Annotated in this window: 16 protein-coding genes and 1 riboswitch; of the genes, 9 read left to right on the top strand and 7 right to left on the bottom strand. The window is 60.4% G+C overall.

What is annotated here, in order from left to right; all coding sequences use genetic code 11:
• The coding region (locus ACI2JR_RS12025; RefSeq protein WP_462478641.1) for an RbtT/DalT/CsbX family MFS transporter at window positions 1-1106 on the top strand (1106 nt) is incomplete at its 5' end.
• A gap of 642 nt (window positions 1107-1748) precedes the next feature.
• Here ACI2JR_RS12025 and fbaB read toward each other — a convergent pair.
• Window positions 1749-2801: a class I fructose-bisphosphate aldolase gene (gene fbaB, locus ACI2JR_RS12020; RefSeq protein ID WP_132725368.1), complete on the bottom strand. Its 1053-nt coding sequence runs from the start codon at window positions 2799-2801 to the stop codon at window positions 1749-1751.
• A gap of 251 nt (window positions 2802-3052) precedes the next feature.
• Here fbaB and ACI2JR_RS12015 point away from each other — a divergent pair, with 251 nt between their 5' ends.
• From ACI2JR_RS12015 to ACI2JR_RS12005, 3 genes are read left to right on the top strand one after another with little or no spacing between them, the layout of a single operon-like run.
• Complete coding sequence (locus ACI2JR_RS12015; RefSeq protein ID WP_132725371.1) at window positions 3053-4336, top strand: nucleoside permease; 1284 nt, start codon at window positions 3053-3055, stop codon at window positions 4334-4336.
• On the top strand, window positions 4333-5340 hold the full coding sequence (locus ACI2JR_RS12010; RefSeq protein WP_132725373.1) for an ADP-ribosylglycohydrolase family protein: 1008 nt from the start codon (window positions 4333-4335) through the stop codon (window positions 5338-5340). Before ACI2JR_RS12015 ends, ACI2JR_RS12010 begins: the two co-directional genes overlap by 4 nt.
• On the top strand, window positions 5334-6287 hold the full coding sequence (locus ACI2JR_RS12005; protein WP_132725374.1) for a PfkB family carbohydrate kinase: 954 nt from the start codon (window positions 5334-5336) through the stop codon (window positions 6285-6287). The genes ACI2JR_RS12010 and ACI2JR_RS12005 overlap by 7 nt, the downstream gene beginning before the upstream one ends.
• Here the strand turns inward: ACI2JR_RS12005 and ACI2JR_RS12000 are convergent.
• The 3 genes from ACI2JR_RS12000 to thiM all read right to left on the bottom strand — a co-directional run bounded on the left by ACI2JR_RS12000 (window position 6261) and on the right by thiM (window position 8672).
• Window positions 6261-7007, bottom strand: a complete 747-nt coding sequence (locus ACI2JR_RS12000) for a GntR family transcriptional regulator (RefSeq protein WP_132725376.1) — start codon at window positions 7005-7007, stop codon at window positions 6261-6263. The two genes, ACI2JR_RS12005 and ACI2JR_RS12000, sit on opposite strands and share 27 nt — an antisense overlap.
• Before the next feature lie 91 nt (window positions 7008-7098).
• Window positions 7099-7899 carry a bifunctional hydroxymethylpyrimidine kinase/phosphomethylpyrimidine kinase gene (gene thiD / locus ACI2JR_RS11995; RefSeq protein ID WP_132725378.1) on the bottom strand — a complete coding sequence of 267 codons (801 nt, stop codon included), beginning with the start codon at window positions 7897-7899 and terminating at the stop codon, window positions 7099-7101.
• Entirely contained in the window at window positions 7896-8672 is a 777-nt protein-coding gene (gene thiM / locus ACI2JR_RS11990) for a hydroxyethylthiazole kinase (RefSeq protein WP_462478640.1), read from the bottom strand. Before thiM ends, thiD begins: the two co-directional genes overlap by 4 nt.
• A gap of 34 nt (window positions 8673-8706) precedes the next feature.
• Window positions 8707-8803, bottom strand: a riboswitch (TPP riboswitch).
• Between the two features lie 194 nt (window positions 8804-8997).
• Here thiM and ACI2JR_RS11985 point away from each other — a divergent pair.
• Complete coding sequence (locus ACI2JR_RS11985; RefSeq protein WP_132725382.1) at window positions 8998-9420, top strand: universal stress protein; 423 nt, start codon at window positions 8998-9000, stop codon at window positions 9418-9420.
• Here the strand turns inward: ACI2JR_RS11985 and ACI2JR_RS11980 are convergent.
• Window positions 9404-10345 carry a LysR family transcriptional regulator gene (locus tag ACI2JR_RS11980; protein WP_462478639.1) on the bottom strand — a complete coding sequence of 314 codons (942 nt, stop codon included), beginning with the start codon at window positions 10343-10345 and terminating at the stop codon, window positions 9404-9406. The two genes, ACI2JR_RS11985 and ACI2JR_RS11980, sit on opposite strands and share 17 nt — an antisense overlap.
• Window positions 10346-10469: 124 nt before the next feature.
• On the opposite strand from ACI2JR_RS11980, the gene ACI2JR_RS11975 reads away from it, so the two are divergent.
• Together ACI2JR_RS11975 and ACI2JR_RS11970 are read left to right on the top strand one after the other, a co-directional pair.
• Window positions 10470-12281 carry an adenine deaminase gene (locus ACI2JR_RS11975; protein WP_462478638.1) on the top strand — a complete coding sequence of 604 codons (1812 nt, stop codon included), beginning with the start codon at window positions 10470-10472 and terminating at the stop codon, window positions 12279-12281.
• A gap of 2 nt (window positions 12282-12283) precedes the next feature.
• Window positions 12284-13627, top strand: a complete 1344-nt coding sequence (locus ACI2JR_RS11970) for an NCS2 family permease (protein WP_462478637.1) — start codon at window positions 12284-12286, stop codon at window positions 13625-13627.
• On the opposite strand, the gene ACI2JR_RS11965 is transcribed toward ACI2JR_RS11970, so the two are convergent.
• The gene (locus ACI2JR_RS11965; protein ID WP_132725389.1) at window positions 13600-14550 is read right to left on the bottom strand and encodes a LysR family transcriptional regulator; all 951 of its coding nucleotides are present in this window, start codon (window positions 14548-14550) and stop codon (window positions 13600-13602) included. The genes ACI2JR_RS11970 and ACI2JR_RS11965 overlap by 28 nt on opposite strands.
• A gap of 188 nt (window positions 14551-14738) precedes the next feature.
• Here ACI2JR_RS11965 and ACI2JR_RS11960 point away from each other — a divergent pair, with 188 nt between their 5' ends.
• Complete coding sequence (locus ACI2JR_RS11960; RefSeq protein ID WP_132725391.1) at window positions 14739-15056, top strand: RcnB family protein; 318 nt, start codon at window positions 14739-14741, stop codon at window positions 15054-15056.
• Between the two features lie 102 nt (window positions 15057-15158).
• On the opposite strand, the gene apbC is transcribed toward ACI2JR_RS11960, so the two are convergent.
• The gene (gene apbC / locus ACI2JR_RS11955) at window positions 15159-16268 is read right to left on the bottom strand and encodes an iron-sulfur cluster carrier protein ApbC (protein ID WP_132725393.1); all 1110 of its coding nucleotides are present in this window, start codon (window positions 16266-16268) and stop codon (window positions 15159-15161) included.
• A gap of 153 nt (window positions 16269-16421) precedes the next feature.
• On the opposite strand from apbC, the gene metG reads away from it, so the two are divergent.
• Window positions 16422-18455 carry a methionine--tRNA ligase gene (gene metG, locus ACI2JR_RS11950; protein WP_462478644.1) on the top strand — a complete coding sequence of 678 codons (2034 nt, stop codon included), beginning with the start codon at window positions 16422-16424 and terminating at the stop codon, window positions 18453-18455.
• Window positions 18456-18494 lie beyond the last annotated feature (39 nt).

The raw sequence follows: 18494 nt of genomic DNA, 5'->3' as shown, positions 1-18494 counted from the left end.
CCGCCGCGCTGGCGGCATGGGTCTCCGGCGTGGTGGCCGAAATTATCACCCCGCAGAAAACGATGCTCATCGGCTTCGTGCTGTGGTGCGTGTTCCATGTACTGTTCCTCGTCTTCGGTCTCGGCCACGCCAACTATCCGCTGATCCTGCTGTTCTACGGCATTCGCGGCCTGGCCTATCCGCTGTTCCTTTACTCCTTCATCATCGCCATTGTGCATAACGTCCGAAGCGACGGCGCCAGCTCGGCGCTGGGCTGGTTCTGGGCGGTGTACTCGATCGGTATTGGCGTGTTCGGCAGCTATATCCCCAGCTTCACCATCCCGCATATTGGCGAACTGGGCACCCTGTGGCTGGCCCTGGCGTTCTGCGTCACCGGCGGCATCATCGCTCTGGCGTCGCTGCGCAATATTCAAACGCCGCGCCATATGCAGAACCTCACCACCCGCGAGAAGTTTGCCGAACTGGGGCGCGCGGCGACGCTGCTCTACACCAACCGCAATATTCTGCTCTCCAGCATGGTGCGCATTATCAACACCCTGTCGCTGTTCGGTTTTGCGGTGATCATGCCGCTGATGTTCGTCGATGAACTGGGCTTCACCACCTCGGAGTGGCTCCAGGTGTGGGCGGCGTTCTTCTTCACCACCATTTTCTCTAACGTTTTCTGGGGGATCGTGGCGGAGAAAATGGGCTGGATGAAAGTGGTGCGCTGGTTTGGCTGTGTCGGGATGGCGCTGTCGAGTCTGGCGTTTTACTACATCCCGCAGCACTTCGGGCATAACTTTGCCATGGCGCTGGTGCCGGCGATTGCGCTGGGGATCTTCGTCGCGGCGTTTGTGCCGATGGCGGCGGTGTTCCCGGCGCTGGAGCCGCAGCATAAAGGGGCGGCGATTTCGGTGTACAACCTGTCGGCGGGGCTGTCGAACTTCCTCGCTCCGGCGATTGCGGTGGTGCTGCTGCCGTACTTCAGCACCCTCGGCGTGGTGGTGGCCTATACCGCTCTGTACGTGCTGGCCTTCTTTATCTGCCCGTTCATTCGCGTCGAACAGCCGGGCCTGGCGCGCCAGACAACCGCCGAGCAGTTGACTGCCCGCGTCTCCGGAACATAAAAACCCCTCTCGTCACAGAGTCATGCTGGCCACTGAAGAAGGCGGCCAGCCCCTCTGCTGTGCTTGCATGATCGTTGCTGAAAAAAACGTTCAGCAACGATATAGCTACAGAGCGGCCACGGGCTGGCAGCGCGGGGGTTAAGGCGCGTCAGGAAAACTGGCGGGAACGCAGGCGCGCATCCAGGACGGCGGCCAGAGCGGCAGGTCGAGACAGGGACGTTGAGTCCTGCCCGGTCCGCCAGATGGAGCCGGAGTGGAGCGCACCGCGTAGCGGCAGTTTTCAGCGCAATGCGGGGGTCATGGGGGCGGGCGAAACGCCCCCATGCCGTTCACACGCAGAGGGTGTGAGAAAAGTGACGGATTCCCCGTGAACGGAATATTCCACAGGACATACATTCTACGGCACTCGCTGCACGGCTCCCCTTTTCGCCCAAACCACCGTTAACGCGAAATCCCCTGCTTAACGGCGACGTCAGGTACAGGCTCGCCTGCCAGATAGGTTGAGAACCAGGCTGAACAGCATAAAAAATCCGTAATCACGGCGTGATTACGGATTCTTATGTCGCCACAGCGGCGAGCGATGCATCCTTAAACGGGCGGCACTACCTCGTCACAGAAGAGTTGTCGCCACGTTCTTTCGACTCAGGCAATGGTGACTTTGCCGTCGAGATAGACATCCTGCACGGCGTTAATCAGTTTCACGCCGTCGCTCATCGATTTCTTAAAGGCTTTACGCCCGAGAATCAGCCCCATCCCGCCGGCACGTTTGTTGATCACCGCCGTGCGGACCGCGTCCGTCAGGTCAGTTTCCCCACCCGCCGCGCCGCCGGAGTTAATCAACCCGGCACGCCCCATATAGCAGTTCGCCAGCTGGTAACGGACCAGATCGATCGGGTTATCAGAGGTCAGTTTGCTATAAACGCGATCGTCGGTGTAGCCAAAGTTCACCGCTTTATAACCGCCGTTATTTTCCGCCATTTTCTGCTTCACGATATCGGCACCGATGGTCGCCGCCAGGTGGTTGGCCTGACCGGTTAGATCGGCAGAGACATGGTAATCAACGCCATCTTTCTTAAACGCCGGGTTACGCAGATAGGCCCACAGAACGGTGACCAGCCCCAGTTCATGCGCACGTTCAAACGCCGCGGAGATCTCTTCAATCTGACGGCGGGACTCTTCTGAACCAAAATAAATGGTCGCCCCCACCGCCACCGCGCCCATATTAAAGGCCTGCTCAACGCTGGCGTACAGCGTCTGATCGAAGGTGTTCGGGTAGCTCAGGGTCTCGTTATGATTCAACTTCACGAGGAACGGAATGCGGTGCGCATAGCGACGCGATACCGAGGCCAGAACGCCATAGGTCGACGCCACGCAGTTACACCCGGCTTCAATAGCCAGCTCGACGATATTTTTCGGATCAAAGTAGAGCGGGTTGGCGGCAAACGATGCGCCGGCCGAGTGTTCCACGCCCTGGTCAACCGGCAGGATCGAGAGATATCCGGTACCTGCCAGGCGCCCCGTGTTGTACAGGGTCTGCATATTACGCAGCACCGCCGGCGGACGATTGTTATCCACCATTACCCGGTCGACGTAGTCCGCTCCCGGTAAATAGAGTTGTTCAGCTGGAATGGTCATACAACGGTGCTGTAAAAGGCTGTCGGCATCTTTGCCAAGCAACTGCGTAATATCAGTCATAGCAATAACTCCCGTAAGTGCCAGCTGAGCTGGCCATGAATGTCCTGTGCCCGATTTTTAAGGCAACACTAAGCCTGGTCTTCTGAGCCTGATTTTTCCAGCCGATTCGTGCGCTTTTAAGCACATTCCGCTGGCACGATTCAGGTATAAAAAAGTGTTAAGTCGCTCATGAAACACCCTCAAAGGTATTTAAAAGGTATTATTAAATGGTAGTGTGCAGATGTACCTTACCTGTCATGAAGGATTTAAAGATGAAAACTACAGTGAAGCTGTCGTTCATGATGTTCGTGGAGTGGTTTATCTGGGGCGCGTGGTTTGTGCCCCTGTGGCTATGGCTGAGTAAAAACGGCTTCAGCGCCGGGGAAATTGGCTGGTCGTATGCCTGTACCGCCATTGCGGCGATCCTTTCGCCGATCCTCGTCGGCTCGCTGACCGACCGCTTCTTCCCGGCGCAGAAAGTGCTGGCGGTGCTGATGTTCGCCGGGGCCATTTTGATGTATTTCGCCGCGCAACAGACCGCCTTCCACGGCTTCTTCCCGCTGCTGCTGGCCTACTCGCTGACCTACATGCCGACCATCGCCCTGACTAACAGCATCGCCTTTTCCCATGTGCCGGACGTCGAGCGCGACTTCCCGCGCATCCGGGTGATGGGCACCATTGGCTGGATTGGCTCCGGTCTGGTATGCGGTTTCCTGCCACAAATGCTGGGCTACAACGATATTTCCCCGACCAGCGTTCCCTTGCTGATCGCCGCCGCCAGCTCCGCGCTGCTGGGCGTTTTCGCGCTGTTCCTGCCGGATACCCCGCCAAAGAGCACCGGCAAACTGAACCTGAAAGTGATGCTCGGTCTGGACGCGCTGGTACTGCTGCGCGACAAAAACTTCCTCGTCTTTTTCTTCTGCTCGTTCCTGTTTGCGATGCCGCTGGCGTTCTACTACATCTTCGCCAACGGCTATCTGACCGAAGTCGGGATGCGCAACGCCACCGGCTGGATGACCCTCGGCCAGTTCTCCGAAATCTTCTTTATGCTGGCGCTGCCGTTCTTTACCAAGCGCTTTGGTATTAAAAAGGTATTATTACTTGGTCTGGTAACGGCAGCGATTCGCTACGGCTTTTTCGTCTATGGCGGCGCAGAGCATTACTTTACCTACGGCCTGCTTTTCCTCGGTATCCTGCTGCACGGGGTAAGCTACGATTTTTACTACGTGACCGCCTATATCTACGTTGACAAAAAAGCGCCGGTGCAAATGCGCAACGCCGCCCAGGGCCTGATCACCCTGTGCTGTCAGGGATTCGGCAGCCTGCTCGGCTATCGTCTTGGCGGCGTGATGATGGAAAAAATGTTCGCCTACCCGCAACCCGTGAACGGCCTGACCTTCAACTGGGCGGGAATGTGGACCTTCGGCGCCGTGATGATCGCGGTGATTGCCGTGCTGTTTATGCTGTTCTTCCGCGAATCGGATAGAGAAATTACCGCCATCCCCGTCGACGGCGACAAAGGCGACATGGCGATGACACATGAGGAAGTGAAATGAAACACCAAAGAATTCTTGGGGCTCTGTACGGCCAGGCGTTAGGCGATGCGATGGGGATGCCATCAGAGCTGTGGCCACGTACTCGCGTGAAAGCGCACTTTGGCTGGATTGACCGCTTTTTACCCGGCCCGGCGGAAAACAACGCCGCCTGCTACTTCAAACGGGCGGAGTTTACCGACGACACCTCGATGGCGCTGTGTCTGGCCGACGCGCTGATCGAATGCGAGGGCGAAATCGTCCCGGACGCGATCGGCCGCCATATTCTGGCGTGGGCGGAAGGCTTTGACGCATTCAACAAAAACGTACTTGGCCCGACCTCAAAAATTGCGTTGAACGCCATTCGCGATGGCCAACCGGTGAGCGCGCTGGAAAACAACGGCGTCACCAACGGCGCGGCGATGCGCGTCTCCCCGCTGGGCTGCATGCTGCCTGGTGCGGATCTGGACGCCTTTATTGACGCGGTTGCGCTGGCCTCCAGCCCGACGCACAAATCCGATCTGGCGATCGCCGGGGCGGTGGCTATCGGCTGGGCGGTTTCCCGGGCGATTGATGGCGCGAGCTGGCGCAACATTGTCGATGCGCTGCCCGCCGTCGCCCGCCGGGCCCAGGAAAAACGCGTCACCACCTTCAGCGCCTCTCTGGCGATGCGTATCGAGCTGGCGCTGAAAACGGTACGCGAGGCCAACGGGGTGGAGTCCGCCTGCGAGCGGCTTTATCAACTGGTCGGCGCCGGCACCAGCACGCTTGAATCCGTCGCCTGCGCGATCGCGATGGTCGAACTGGCGGGCACCGACCCAAACCGCTGCGCCATTCTGTGCGCCAACCTGGGCGGCGATACCGACACCATCGGCGCGATGGCCACCGCTATCTGCGGCGCGCTGCACGGCATTGACGCCATCGATCCGCCGTTGAAACAGGAGCTGGACGAGGTGAACCAGCTGGACTTTGACCGCTATGCCAGCGCCCTGCTGCGCTATCGCCACCAGCGGGAGGCACGATGCTGATCGACACACTAAGCCAGCTCCGTCAGCAGCGTCCGGTAACGGTCATCGGTTCAGCGGTCATTGACGTCATCGCCGACGCCTACGCTCTGCCCTGGCGCGGCTGCGATATCGAATTACAGCAGCAAAGCGTCAATATTGGCGGCTGCGCGCTGAACGTGGCGGTGGCGCTGAAACGCCTCGGCATCGACGCCTGCAACGCCCTGCCCCTCGGCCAGGGGATATGGGCGGATATTGTGCGCAACAACCTGAATCGTCAGGGCATTCACAGCATTATTGCCACTGACAAAGGCGATAACGGCTGGTGCCTGGCGCTGGTCGAACCGGATGGCGAACGCACCTTTATGTCCTTTACCGGCGTGGAAAACGCGTGGGATGACGACTGGCTGGCTCGTCTGCCGCGCACGGCGGGCAGTCTGGTCTATCTTTCCGGCTATCAGCTCACCGCCCCGTGCGCCGGGAAACTGATTAGCTGGCTGGAAACCTCCCCTGAGGTGACGGCGTTGATCGACTTCGGACCGCGTATTGCCGACGTCGCACCGACGATCTTCACCCGCATAATGGCCTGTCAGCCGATCGTCACGCTCAACCGTCAGGAAGCGGAAATTGTCGCCGGACAGCAGCAATTCCCGGCGGAGACGGAACAGCTGGGGAAAGCCTGGCTCGAACGCTGGAACGCGCCGCTGATTGTGCGTCAGGATAAAGACGGGGCGTGGTATTTCAGCGCGGCGGAATGCGGACAGGCGGCGGCCTTTCCCACGACGGTGGTCGATACCATTGGCGCTGGCGACAGCCACGCCGGCGGCGTACTGGCCGGATTAGCCGCCGGCTGGCCGCTGGCACAAGCGGTGACGCTGGGGAACGCGGTGGCATCGTGGGTGGTCAGCCACCGCGGCGGCGACTGCGCCCCCACCCGTGAAGCACTACTCCTCGCACACAAAGACGTATAAATCGCTGCGGCAGTAGCTGATGCTGTACTCAATCGGCCGCTGCTGCTGATCCAGCGCCACCTGTTTAATCACCAGCACCGGAATTTTGTCATCCATTTTAATGTGCGACTGAAACTCAGCGTCCGGCATCCGGGCGCTGACTCTTGAGCGCGTGCGCTGCGGGTAAATATGCTGGCTGCGGAAATAATCATACAAAGAAATACCGATATCTTCGGCGTCGGCGATCAGATGCGCCGGCACCCACGACTCTTCGATGGACACCGCCTCTTCATCGACATAGCGGATGCGCTTGAGCAAAAACACTTCGCTTTTCGGCTCCAGCGCCAGCTGTTCGGCCACTTCCTGCGGACATTCCACCACCCGCTTGTTCACCCATAGCGTGTCCGGTTTTTTACCGCGCAACACCACCTGCTGGGAAAATCCGCGCGCCTCTTTCAGCGAATATTCAAAGATGTTGTTGATTTGCGTGCCATAGCCGCGCGCACGGGTCACCACCCCTTCGTCTTCCAGCATCTGCATCGCCTTACGCACGGTGATGCGCGACACCCCCGTCAGCTGGCTGAGATCGCGCTCGCCGGGCAGGATATTGCCATGCTCAAGCCAACCGCTGCGCACCGCGTTTTTCACCGTTTCGGCGAATTTCAGGTACAGCGGCGTGTGATCGGCAGCGGCGATGCGCTCATTCAGTTGGGCGAGAAGCCGGGTATGCGCTTGTTCCATCTGTGGTTTTCCTGGCTGACAGTTTCAGCCATTATACGCTAAATCATTCAGGTTGCGCTCAGGCGGCAACCTGAAGTCTCACGCGTCCAGACTACCACCACGCGTGGAAATGATGCACCGGGCCGATACCGTGGCCGACCTCCAGTGAATCCGCCTGCGCCAGCGCCGCGGAGAGCCAGCTCTTGGCCTCGGCGACCGTCTGCCCCCAGTCGGCATAGCGCGGGCGCAGCGCCGCTAATGCCGCCGACAGCGTGCAGCCGGTGCCATGGGTATTTTTGGTGTTGACCCTCGGCGCGGTGAAACGCTGCTCGCCTTCGCGGGTAAACAGCCAGTCCGGGCTTTCAGCGTTAGTAAGATGCCCGCCTTTCATCAGCACCGCGCCGCAGCCCATCGCCAGCAGCGCGCGCCCCTGCTCCAGCATCTCTTTTTCACTCTGCGCATGCGGGGCATCGAGCAGCGCCGCCGCTTCCGGCAGATTCGGCGTGATCAGCGATACCCGCGGCAGCAGGCGCGTGCGTAACGTCGCCACCGCCGACGCTGACAGCAGCGGGTCGCCGCTTTTCGCCAGCATCACCGTATCCAGCACCACGTTGTCAATCTGATAGCGTGCCAGGCGCTCCGCCACGGCTTCAACAATATCCGTTTCCGCCAGCATGCCGATTTTGGTGGTATCGATGCGTACATCGCTGAACACCGAATCCAGCTGAGCGGCGACAAAATCGGGTTCGATGCGATACACCGACTGTACGCCGCGGGTGTTCTGCGCCACCAGGGCGGTGATCACCGAGCAGCCATAGGCGCCGAGCGCCGAGAAGGTTTTCAGATCGGCCTGGATCCCCGCGCCGCCGCTGGGATCGGTGCCGGCAATAGTTAAGGCATTGATGCGTTTCATGGTTTTATCTCCCCGTACAGGGCATCCAGCAGTGCCGGGGTAAAGCTCCCCGGGCCGCCCTGCCGCGCTGCCTGACCGCCCGCCTGTTTCATCAGGCCACAGGCGGCCGCGACGTTTTCCAGACGGTCCCCCGGCAGCGCGGCGCTGGCCGCCACGACCGCCGAGAGCGCGCAGCCGGTACCCACCACCCGGGTCATCAGGGGGTCGCCGCCGGTCACCATCCGCGTACGCTGCCCGTCGGTGACGTAATCCACCTCGCCGGTCACCGCGACAACGCTATTGAGCTGACGCGCCAGCGCCTGGGCGGCAGGAAGTGCCGCCGCTGCGGTATCGGTGGTATCGACGCCGCGTCCGCCGGCGCTCATACCGGCCAGCGCCATGATCTCGGAGGCGTTGCCGCGAATGGCGGCCGGGTGCAGTCTCAGCAGCTCATGGCAAAACTCAGTGCGCAGCGTTAATGCGCCGACCGCCACCGGATCCAGCGCCCACGGCTTACCCGCCCGCTGGGCGCTGTGTACCGCCGCCCGCATGGCGGTCGCCCGTTCGACAGTTAAGGTACCGACATTAATCAATAGCGCATCGGCGATGGCGGCAAACTGGCTCGCCTCTTGCGGATCGATAACCATCGCCGGCGAGGCGCCGATCGCCAGCAGCACGTTGGCGGTAAAGGTCTGCACCACATCATTGGTCATGCAGTGAACAAGGGGGGCGTGGCGGCGAAAGAGATGTTGCAGGTGCGCAATATGCGCGGGATTGAGTGGCTCAGCTTGCATCGTTTGCTCCAGCCAGGCGATGAAGAAGCAACGACCCGCTGGTCTCTGACTTCCCTACGCTGGCATTATCCAGATCAGGTATTACGGGTTTTTCTCAGCCTTCACCAGGAAGGGCACCCCGAGTCATCAAGAAGATATAAACATTCTCTGCTGGCAGGTTACGGGAAGCCGCATGCCAGCGCAAGCCATCTTGTGTCATCTCCCGCGCGACGTCTCCTGGCGCCTGGCCGGTTATCCATTTATCCGTTTGCTTTCATGCCCGAACGGGCACAAACTTAATCGCAGGGACCGGCGTTCGCGGTCACACCTATCTCGAGGTACGGCTATGCCCGTTTATCACCATGCCCTGGTGCTGATTAACAACAGCCTTGACGGCATACCGCTGTTGCGGCATGCGGCTAACATGGCGGAAGAGAACGCCATGCGCATCACCCTCGCCCATATCAGCACCGACTACCGGGCGTTGAACTATGTCTCCGATAGCCTGCTGGATGATAATGTCTCCCAGGAGGTGATTCAGGCAAAAGCGCTGCTCAACGCGCTGGCGGCCAGCGTCCCCCTGCCGGTGCAAACCCTGGCGCTGGTTACCGCCCGCCGTTTTGAGGATGTCGACGCCTGCGTACGCCAGCGGGGAATTGATTTGCTTATCGCCGGGCACCGCAACCGGCTGCTGGGGGTCATGGCTTCCCATTCGCTGGAGTATATTAATCACCTGACGGTCGATGTGCTGATCAAGCATCTCCCCTGAGCCGCGGATCGGCTTCGCGTAGCGAACTGAGCAGCAGCGCAAAACAGTTCTCAATCAGCGGCGGCAGCGCCTGCGGCCCGCGCATTAACGCCACGGTACGCGCCAACGCGGGCTGCTGCAGCTGGGCGATGGTCAGGCCAGGATCCTGCAGGTGGGTGGTATACAGCTCGGGCAGAATGGCGATCGCCAGCCGCGAGCGCACCAGGCCATACAGGGTTTCAATATAATCAACCTGATAACGCGTATTCAGCGTCAGGCGGTGGCTCTCCGCCAGCGCGCCCACCAGACGCTGAATATTGCCCTTCGAGAACACAGCAATATCGCGCCCGGCCAGCAGCTTCCACGGCAGGTGCGGCTGGTCGGCCAGCGGATCCTCGCAATGCAGCACTGCGACAAACGGATCTTCCCGCAGCGGATAGACCTGCAGCGCGTCAGGAAGCGAACTGTCGAGGGCGCCGATAGCAAAATCAATCTGTCCGCTTTGTAGCTCGCGCACCAGCGCATCGTTGGTCTGGTCGTGAAACTCGACCCGCAGGCGGGGAAAAGTCTGCGCCAGGGTCTGCGGCAGCAGGGGAAACAGCAGCGAGCTGACCGACGGCACCAGGCCAATCCGTACCGTGCCATCGCCGCCGGCGGCGACAATCTGCTGCATGTCATCAAACGCCAGCTGGGACACGCTCAGCACGCGACGAGCGTGCGGCAAAATCGCCGCCCCCAGATCGGTCAGCGTCACCGAAGAGGCCGTGCGGTTGACCAGCTTGCCGCCCAGCACCGTTTCAATTTGCCGCAGCGCGCTGCTCAGCGCCGGCTGGCTGATGGCCAGCCGGTTGGCGGTATCGGTGAAATGACGCAGCTGCGCCAGGGTGACAAAATACTGTAGCTGTTTCAGAGAAAGCGCGGGCAGGCGCTGCCACGGTTCGGTCATGGTGTTCTTCGCTAAGGGTAATCAGCCAGAATAACCCGAGCTTATCGGGTGATAAATTTATTCATCTGGGCAAACGTTTGCTGTCCACCTAGAGTATCGCCATTATCCTTGTGCCGGAGTTGTTATGTCCAGCAGTGCTGAAAACCGCCGCCGCGCCGTCCAGGCGGCCCGGGGCGAAGTCCCTTTTGACCTCTTACTGACCGGGGCGCAGATCGTCGACATGGTCACCGGCGAACTCCGCGCCGCCGATGTCGGCATCGTCGGCGAGATGATCGCCAGCGTGCATCCGCGCGGCAGCCGCAGCGATGCCCGGCAACAGCATGCGCTGGATGGCGCCTACCTGTCGCCGGGGCTAATGGATACCCATGTGCATCTCGAAAGCTCGCACCTGCCTCCCGAGCGCTACGCGGAAATCGTCCTCGCGCAGGGCACCACGGCGGTGTTCTGGGATCCGCATGAGCTGGCCAACGTCCTCGGGGTTGAGGGCGTGCGCTATGCGGTGGCCGCCAGCCGGAACCTGCCGCTGCAGGTGATGGTAGCCGCCCCCTCCAGCGTGCCGTCGACGCCGGGTCTGGAAATGTCCGGGGCGGATTTTGCCGGCGCCGAGATGGCGACCATGCTGGCATGGCCGGAAGTCCGCGGCGTCGCGGAAGTGATGGATATGTACGGCGTGCTGCACGGCAGCGAGCGCATGCAGGAGATTGTTCAGGCCGGCCTCGAGAGCGGCAAACTGATTGAAGGCCACGCCCGCGGCCTGAACGGCGCCGACCTGCAGGCCTACCTCGCCGCAGGGGTTACCTCCGATCATGAACTCACCTCCGCGGACGATGCGCTGGAAAAGCTGCGCGCCGGGCTGACCCTCGAGATTCGCGGCTCACATCCGTATCTGCTGCCGGATATCGTCAAGGCGCTGAAAACGCTGCCGCACCTCTCATCGCAAATCACCGTCTGCACCGACGATGTGCCGCCGGATATGCTGCTGGAAAAAGGCGGAATTATCGCCCTGCTCAACCAGCTGATTGAACACGGCCTGCCGGCCGCCGACGCCCTGCGCTTCGCGACTCTGAACGCCGCGATTCGCCTGCAGCGTAACGACGCAGGGCTGATTGCCGCCGGCCGCCGCGCCGACCTGGTGGTCTTTGATTCGCTGGAGAAACTACAGGCCCGTCGGGTCTACGTCGCCGGGCAGCTGATTGCCCGCGACGGCGCGCTTCTGCAGCCCATCATCGCCGCCGCGGGGGTCACCCCACCGCGCAATACGCTCCGCCTGACGCCGCTGGGCGCGGACGATTTTGTCCTGCGGGTCGAAGGGATTCGCCACGGCGTCGCCCGCCTGCGGCATATTCGCGGCGCGCGTTTTACACAGTGGGGAGAAGTCGAGGTACAGGTGCGCGACGGTAAAGTCCTGCTGCCCGACGGCTTCAGCCTGATTTGGGTTAAGCACCGTCACGGTCGCCATCAGGCCACTCCGCAAATCGCCCTGCTCGAAGGCTGGGGGGAGCTGCGCGGGGCCATTGCCACCAGCTACTCGCACGATTCGCATAACCTCGTGGTGCTCGGGCGCAACCCCGATGAGATGGCGCTCGCCGCCAACCGGCTGATTGCCTCCGGCGGCGGGATGGCCCTGTCCCGTCAGGGGGCCATTCTGGCCCACGTGGCGATGCCGATTGCCGGGATGCTTTCCGACCTGCCGGCGGTTGAGCTGGCCCGGCAGTTCCGCCAGCTGCGCGATCTCAGTGCGGAAATTGCCGACTGGGAGCCGCCGTATCGGGTATTTAAGGCCATCGAGGGAACCTGCCTCGCCTGTAACGCCGGACCGCATTTGACCGATTTAGGTTTGACCGACGGCACCACCCGTCAGATCGTTGAACCGCTGATAGACTGCCGGGAAACGCCGGAACCGACCCATCACAATAATCAACATCGGGGAGCCTGATCATGGCCGACAATACCCTTCAAACCGCCGCGCGAGGGAGCTGGCTGGAGCGGCGCTTTGCCCTGCGCGCGCGCGGCAGCACGCTCCGCACCGAGTGCCTCGCGGGCGTTACCGGCTTTCTCGCCGCCGCCTATCTGCTGGTGGTGATTCCCGGCCTGCTGGCGGTGGGCGGTATGGATAAAGGGGCGGCCACCACGGGGACGATTCTGGTGTTCGTCGCCGGAACGCTGCTGATGGCGTTTTACGCCAACCTGCCGTTTATCGTCGGCCCAGGCATCGGCGGTTCGGTGCTGGTTGGCGTGACTCTTGCCGGGAGCGAGGGGATCGGCTGGCAAATCGGCCTCGGCATCGCCTGCTGGTCCGGCATTCTGTTCTTCCTGTTAACCCGATTTGGCCTGCGCGAGGTGGTCACCCGCTCGGTGCCCCAGTCGATCAAGCTGGGACTCACCGCCTCCATCGGATTGTTTGTGGCGGTCCTCGGCTTTCGCAACGCCGGTCTGGTACTGGCTAACTCCAAAACCAACGCCCTGATGCTCGGTGACTTCCTTGCCCCCGGCGCGCTGGTGGCGCTGTGCGGCCTGTTTCTCGCCATTGCGCTGCAGGCGCGACGCATTCCGGGCGCGATTTTGTGGGCGATTCTGTTTGCCACTCTGGTGGGGATCCCGGCTGGCGTGACCAAACTGCCGGGCAGCCCGATCGATATGCCGCACTCGCTGGCGCCGGTTTTCGCGCAGATAGACATGCTGGGGGCGCTGAATATCGCCTTCCTGCCGTTCCTGTTCGTCTTTTTCGCCTCCGAGTTCTTCTCCACCATGGGGACGACGCTGGCAGTAGGCGGTGAAGCGGGCCTGCTGGACGAACAAGGCAACATGCCGTTGATCAACCGGCCGTTTATGGTCGACTCGATTGCCGCGGCCATCGGTCCGTGGCTGGGTATTCCGGCGGCTACCGCGCTGATTGAGTCATCCGCCGCGGCCGAAGCGGGCGGCAAAACCGGGCTAACGGCGCTGGCGGCGGCGGTCATGTTCCTGCTGATGCTGCTGTTTACCCCGGTTGCGCTGATGATCCCGAAAGAGGCCACCGCCCCGGCGCTGATCCTGATCGGCCTGAATATGTTCAGCGGCCTGCGCAAAGTCGATCTGGGCAATTTTACCGACGGGCTGCCGGTGTTGATGATGGTGATGATCACCCTGATTGCCAACAGCTTCGGTACCGGTATCGCCGGCGGGCTGCTGTTTTATATCGTGATTAAAGCCATTGCCGGCAAGTGGCGGGAAATCCCGCTGGGTTTGTGGATCCTCGCCGTTCCGCTGGTCTACTATTTCGCCACCCTGGTGAAGCACTGACCGCCCGATGGCTCATTGAGCGCATTGCCCTGCAACGCCTCGCAATGCGCTTTCACCTCTTCATACAGCAAACGCACCGCAGGAGACAGCTGCTTGCGGTGCGGGCAAATCATATTCAGCGGCACCCTGTCACCCAGGTAGCGCGGCAACAGCACCTGCAAGCGTCCGGCGCGAATATCATCGCTGACGTCCAGCCCGGACTTGTAGGCAAAGCCTTCTCCGGCAATCGCCAGCCGGCGGATCACTTCGGCGTCATCGCTGACTATCGCGCCGGAAACCTGAATGTGCTGAACTTCACCATTGAGGCTGAGCTGCCAGCGATCGAACTGCCTGCCGCGTAGCACGTACAGCAGCGCGTCATGTTGCGTCAGCGCCTCCAGAGTTTGCGGCTCGCCGTGTGCGGCAATCCACGCCGGGGAAGCCACCAGCACCCGCCGGTTTTCCGGGGCGACGGGAAGCGAAATAAACGAGGCATCGTCGTTGTCGCCATAGCGAAAGGCCACGTCTACCGGATCTTTAAACACATCGGTGCGATGGTCAGAAAAGAGGATCCGTAGTCTGAGCGCCGGGTGACGCTGGCGGAAAGCGCGAAAAACGGTCAGCAGTAGATTGCGCCCCAGATCGGAAGGTACCGCAATTTGCAAGGTGCCGTGGATCTCATCGTCCGGCTGCTGAATTTTTTGTAACCCGGCATGCAGCGTATCGAGCATCTGCGTGGCATAGGGTAGCCAGGTCTCCCCTTCGGGGGTCAGGCGCAAGCTGCGGGTCGAACGGGCAAAGAGGCGAATATTCAAGGTGGTCTCCAGGCGCTTAATCGCCGCGCTCACCTGCGCCGGCGGCTGCCCGGCCTCCCGCGCCGCGTCGCTGAAGCTGCCTAATGCCGCCGCGCGGACAAATAATGTCAGGTCTTCCAGTCTGAACATATTGACTCCCGAATCCCGATACCAGGATTGTTCCCAAAACAGGCGCTAGCCACCGAATCACGCCACCCGCGCCAGAGTTTTCTTACATTTTTCGCCAAACCAACGCTTGCCATTCCCGCCTTGCTTCAGGAATGATACGAGGCTGCGATTTTGTGTCCAGGATAATCCAGGATAATAACGAGGAAATTATGCGTAAAACAAAAATGATGCTTCTGGGCGTACTGTTGGCCGGCACCAGTAGCGTATGGGCGGCGTCCACCGGCGCTGTGCAAAAATACGAACTTGATGGCTTCACCGCCGACTTCACCCAGTTTCGCGTAGGCGATACCGTGCCGCCGCTGTATCTCACCCCGGAATACACCATTAAACAGTGGCAGCAGCGTAACCTGCCCGCGCCGGATGCCGGCACCCACTACACCTATATGGGCGGCAGCTACGTGCTGATCACCGATACCGAAGGTAAAATTGTCAAAATTTACGATGGCGAGATTTTCTATCAGCACTAATGGCTGACGGCACCTCGCCAGCAAGCGCCAACGAAAACGCCCTGTCCTTTTACTGTCCGGTCCGGCACAGCAAAGCACAGGGCGTGATGTCATCTGCGGGCGTTATACCGCGCGGAAGGCAATCTCACCGGGAATGACTTCCCCCTGCCAGTAGAGCTGGGCCGCCACGCGCCCCGCCAGCCGACGGTAAATTTCGGTGAACTCGCTCTCCGGACGGGCGACGACGGTCGGCTTACCGTTATCCAGATCTTCACGCAGATTGATGTGCAGCGGCAGCTGAGCCAGCAGCTGAGTATGATATTGCGCCGCCAGTTTCTCCGCGCCGCCGGTGCCGAAAATCGGCTCATGGTGGCCACAGTTGCTGCAGATATGCATACTCATGTTTTCCACGATGCCGAGGACCGGTACTTCCACTTTCTCAAACATCACGATGCCTTTTTTCGCATCGATCAGCGCGATGTCCTGCGGCGTGGTGACCACTATCGCTCCGGTGACCGGGATATTCTGCGCCAGCGTCAGCTGAATGTCGCCGGTGCCCGGCGGCATATCCAGCACCAGATAATCCAGATCCGGCCACAGCGTCTCCTGCAGCATCTGCAACAGCGCCTTGCTGGCCATCGGGCCACGCCACACCATCGCGTTATCGTCGGTCACCAGATAGCCGATCGAGTTCGTGGCGAGACCAAATTTGACGATCGGCGCCATGTGGGTGCCATCCGGCGAGGTCGGACGTTGATCTTCCGCCCCCAGCATGGTCGGCACCGACGGGCCGTAAATATCGGCATCGAGGATCCCCACCTTCGCCCCTTCCGCGGCCAGCGCCAGCGCGAGGTTAACCGCCGTCGATGATTTACCGACGCCGCCTTTGCCGGAGCTGACGGCAATAATATTTTTGACGCCGTTGACGCCCGGCTGGTTTTTCACCCGCTTCAGCGTGGCGATGCTGTGCGTCAGCTTCCAGTCGATCGCCTGGGCGCCGGTGATACGCAGCAGATCGGCGCTGCACTGCTCTTTTAAGTCCTCAAAGGCGCTGTGCCAGGCGAACGGCATCTGGATCTCGATATGCACGGTATCGTCCAGCCACGCGACGTGGTGCAGAGCTTTCAGCGCGGTGAGGTTATGCTTCAAAGTTGGGTGCTGGAAATTAGCCAACGTTCCGGCGACCATCGCACGTAGACGTTCGGGGGATTTGGCCTGGGATTGCGAATTCATCCCGACTCCTTTGTTGTTATGAGATGCTTTCAGTAATGATTGAGTTTATCACAGCTGAGGATTATCCATATATGGTCAGCCATTTATGGCGCACCCATTACCCTTTTGGTAATATCAAAAGCCCTTTTTACAACAGAAGATGTAATGCCCACTATGACTCAAGTCGCGAAGAAAATTCTGGTAACGTGCGCCCTGCCGTACGCCAACGGCTCAATCCACCTCGGCCACATGCTGGAGCACATCCAGGCTGATATCTGGGTCCGTTACCAGCGAATGCGCGGCAACGAGGTCAACTTCATCTGCGCAGACGACGCCCACGGCACGCCTATTATGCTGAAAGCTCAGCAGCTCGGCGTCTCTCCGGAGCAGATGATTGGCGAAATGAGTCAAGAGCACCAGACCGATTTTGCTGGCTTCGACATCAGCTACGATAACTACCACTCCACCCATAGCGAAGAGAACCGCGAGCTGTCGGAGCTTATCTACACGCGCCTGAAAGAGAACGGTTTTATCAAAAACCGCACCATCTCTCAGCTTTACGATCCGGAAAAAGGCATGTTCCTGCCGGACCGTTTCGTGAAAGGCACCTGTCCGAAGTGTAAATCGCCGGACCAGTATGGCGATAACTGTGAAGTGTGCGGCGCCACCTACAGCCCGACCGAGCTGATCGACCCGAAATCCGTGGTCTCCGGCGCGACCCCGGTGATGCGTGAATCCGAGCACTTCTTCTTCGACCTGCCGTCGTTTAGCGAAATGCTGCAGGCGTGGACCCGCAGCGGCGCGCTGCAGGAGCAGGTGGCGAACAAAATGCAGGAGTGGTTCGAGTCCGGTCTGCAGCAGTGGGACATCTCCCGCGACGCGCCTTACTTTGGCTTTGAAATTCCCAACGCGCCGGGGAAATACTTCTACGTCTGGCTGGACGCGCCGATCGGCTACATGGGCTCCTTCAAGAACCTGTGCGACAAGCGCGGCGATAGCGAAAGCTTCGACGCCTACTGGAAGAAAGATTCCGCCGCCGAGCTGTACCACTTTATCGGCAAAGATATCGTCTATTTCCACAGTCTGTTCTGGCCGGCGATGCTGGAAGGCAGCGGTTTCCGCAAGCCGACCAACCTGTTTGTTCACGGCTACGTGACCGTTAACGGCGCCAAGATGTCCAAATCACGCGGCACCTTTATCAAGGCCAGCACCTGGCTGAACCATTTCGATGCCGACAGCCTGCGTTACTACTACGCCGCGAAGCTCTCTTCGCGCATCGATGATATCGACCTGAACCTGGAAGATTTCATTCAGCGCGTCAACGCCGACATCGTCAACAAGGTGGTGAATCTGGCGTCGCGTAATGCGGGCTTTATCAACAAGCGTTTCGACGGCATGCTGGCGGCAGAACTGGCCGACCCGGCGCTGTACAAAACCTTTACCGATGCCGCAACCACCATCGGCGAAGCCTGGGAAAGCCGCGAGTTCGGCAAAGCCATCCGCGAGATTATGGCGTTGGCCGATGTGGCTAACCGCTACGTCGACGAGCAGGCGCCGTGGGTAGTGGCGAAACAGGAAGGCCGCGATGCCGACCTGCAGGCGATCTGCACCATGGGCCTGAATATGTTCCGCGTGCTGATGACCTGGCTGAAGCCGGTGCTGCCGGGCCTGAGCGCGCGCGCCGAAGCGTTCCTCAACTGCGAGCTGAGCTGGGACGCTATCCAGCAGCCGCTGCTGTCGCATAAGGTCAACGCCTTCAAGGCGCTGTACAACCGTATCGAAATGAAACAGGTTGAAGCGCTGGTCGACGCGTCGAAAGAAGAGGTGAAAGCCACCGCCGCGCCGGTAACCGGCCCGCTGGCGGATGACCCGATTCAGGACACCATCACCTTTGACGATTTCGCCAAAGTGGATATGCGTATCGCGCTGATTGAGAATGCCGAATTTGTCGACGGGTCGGACAAGCTGTTGCGTCTGAGCCTCGATCTGGGCGGCGAGAAGCGCAACGTCTTCTCCGGCATTCGTAGCGCCTACCCGGACCCGCAGGTGCTGATCGGCCGTCTGACGGTGATGGTGGCCAACCTGGCGCCGCGTAAAATGCGTTTCGGCATTTCGCAAGGGATGGTGATGGCGGCAGGTCCCGGTGGGAAGGATATCTTCCTGTTAAGCCCGGACAGCGGCGCCCAGCCTGGCCAGCAGGTGAAATAATCTCCGCATCAAGCGCTGCTCCGGCAGCGCTTTTTCTTT

The sequence above is a fragment of the Klebsiella sp. NPDC088457 genome (assembly GCF_044900465.1).
Classification (GTDB): domain Bacteria; phylum Pseudomonadota; class Gammaproteobacteria; order Enterobacterales; family Enterobacteriaceae; genus Klebsiella.
The sequence above is the reverse complement of the archived record's forward strand: the minus strand, read 5'-3'. Positions and strand labels throughout refer to the sequence as shown.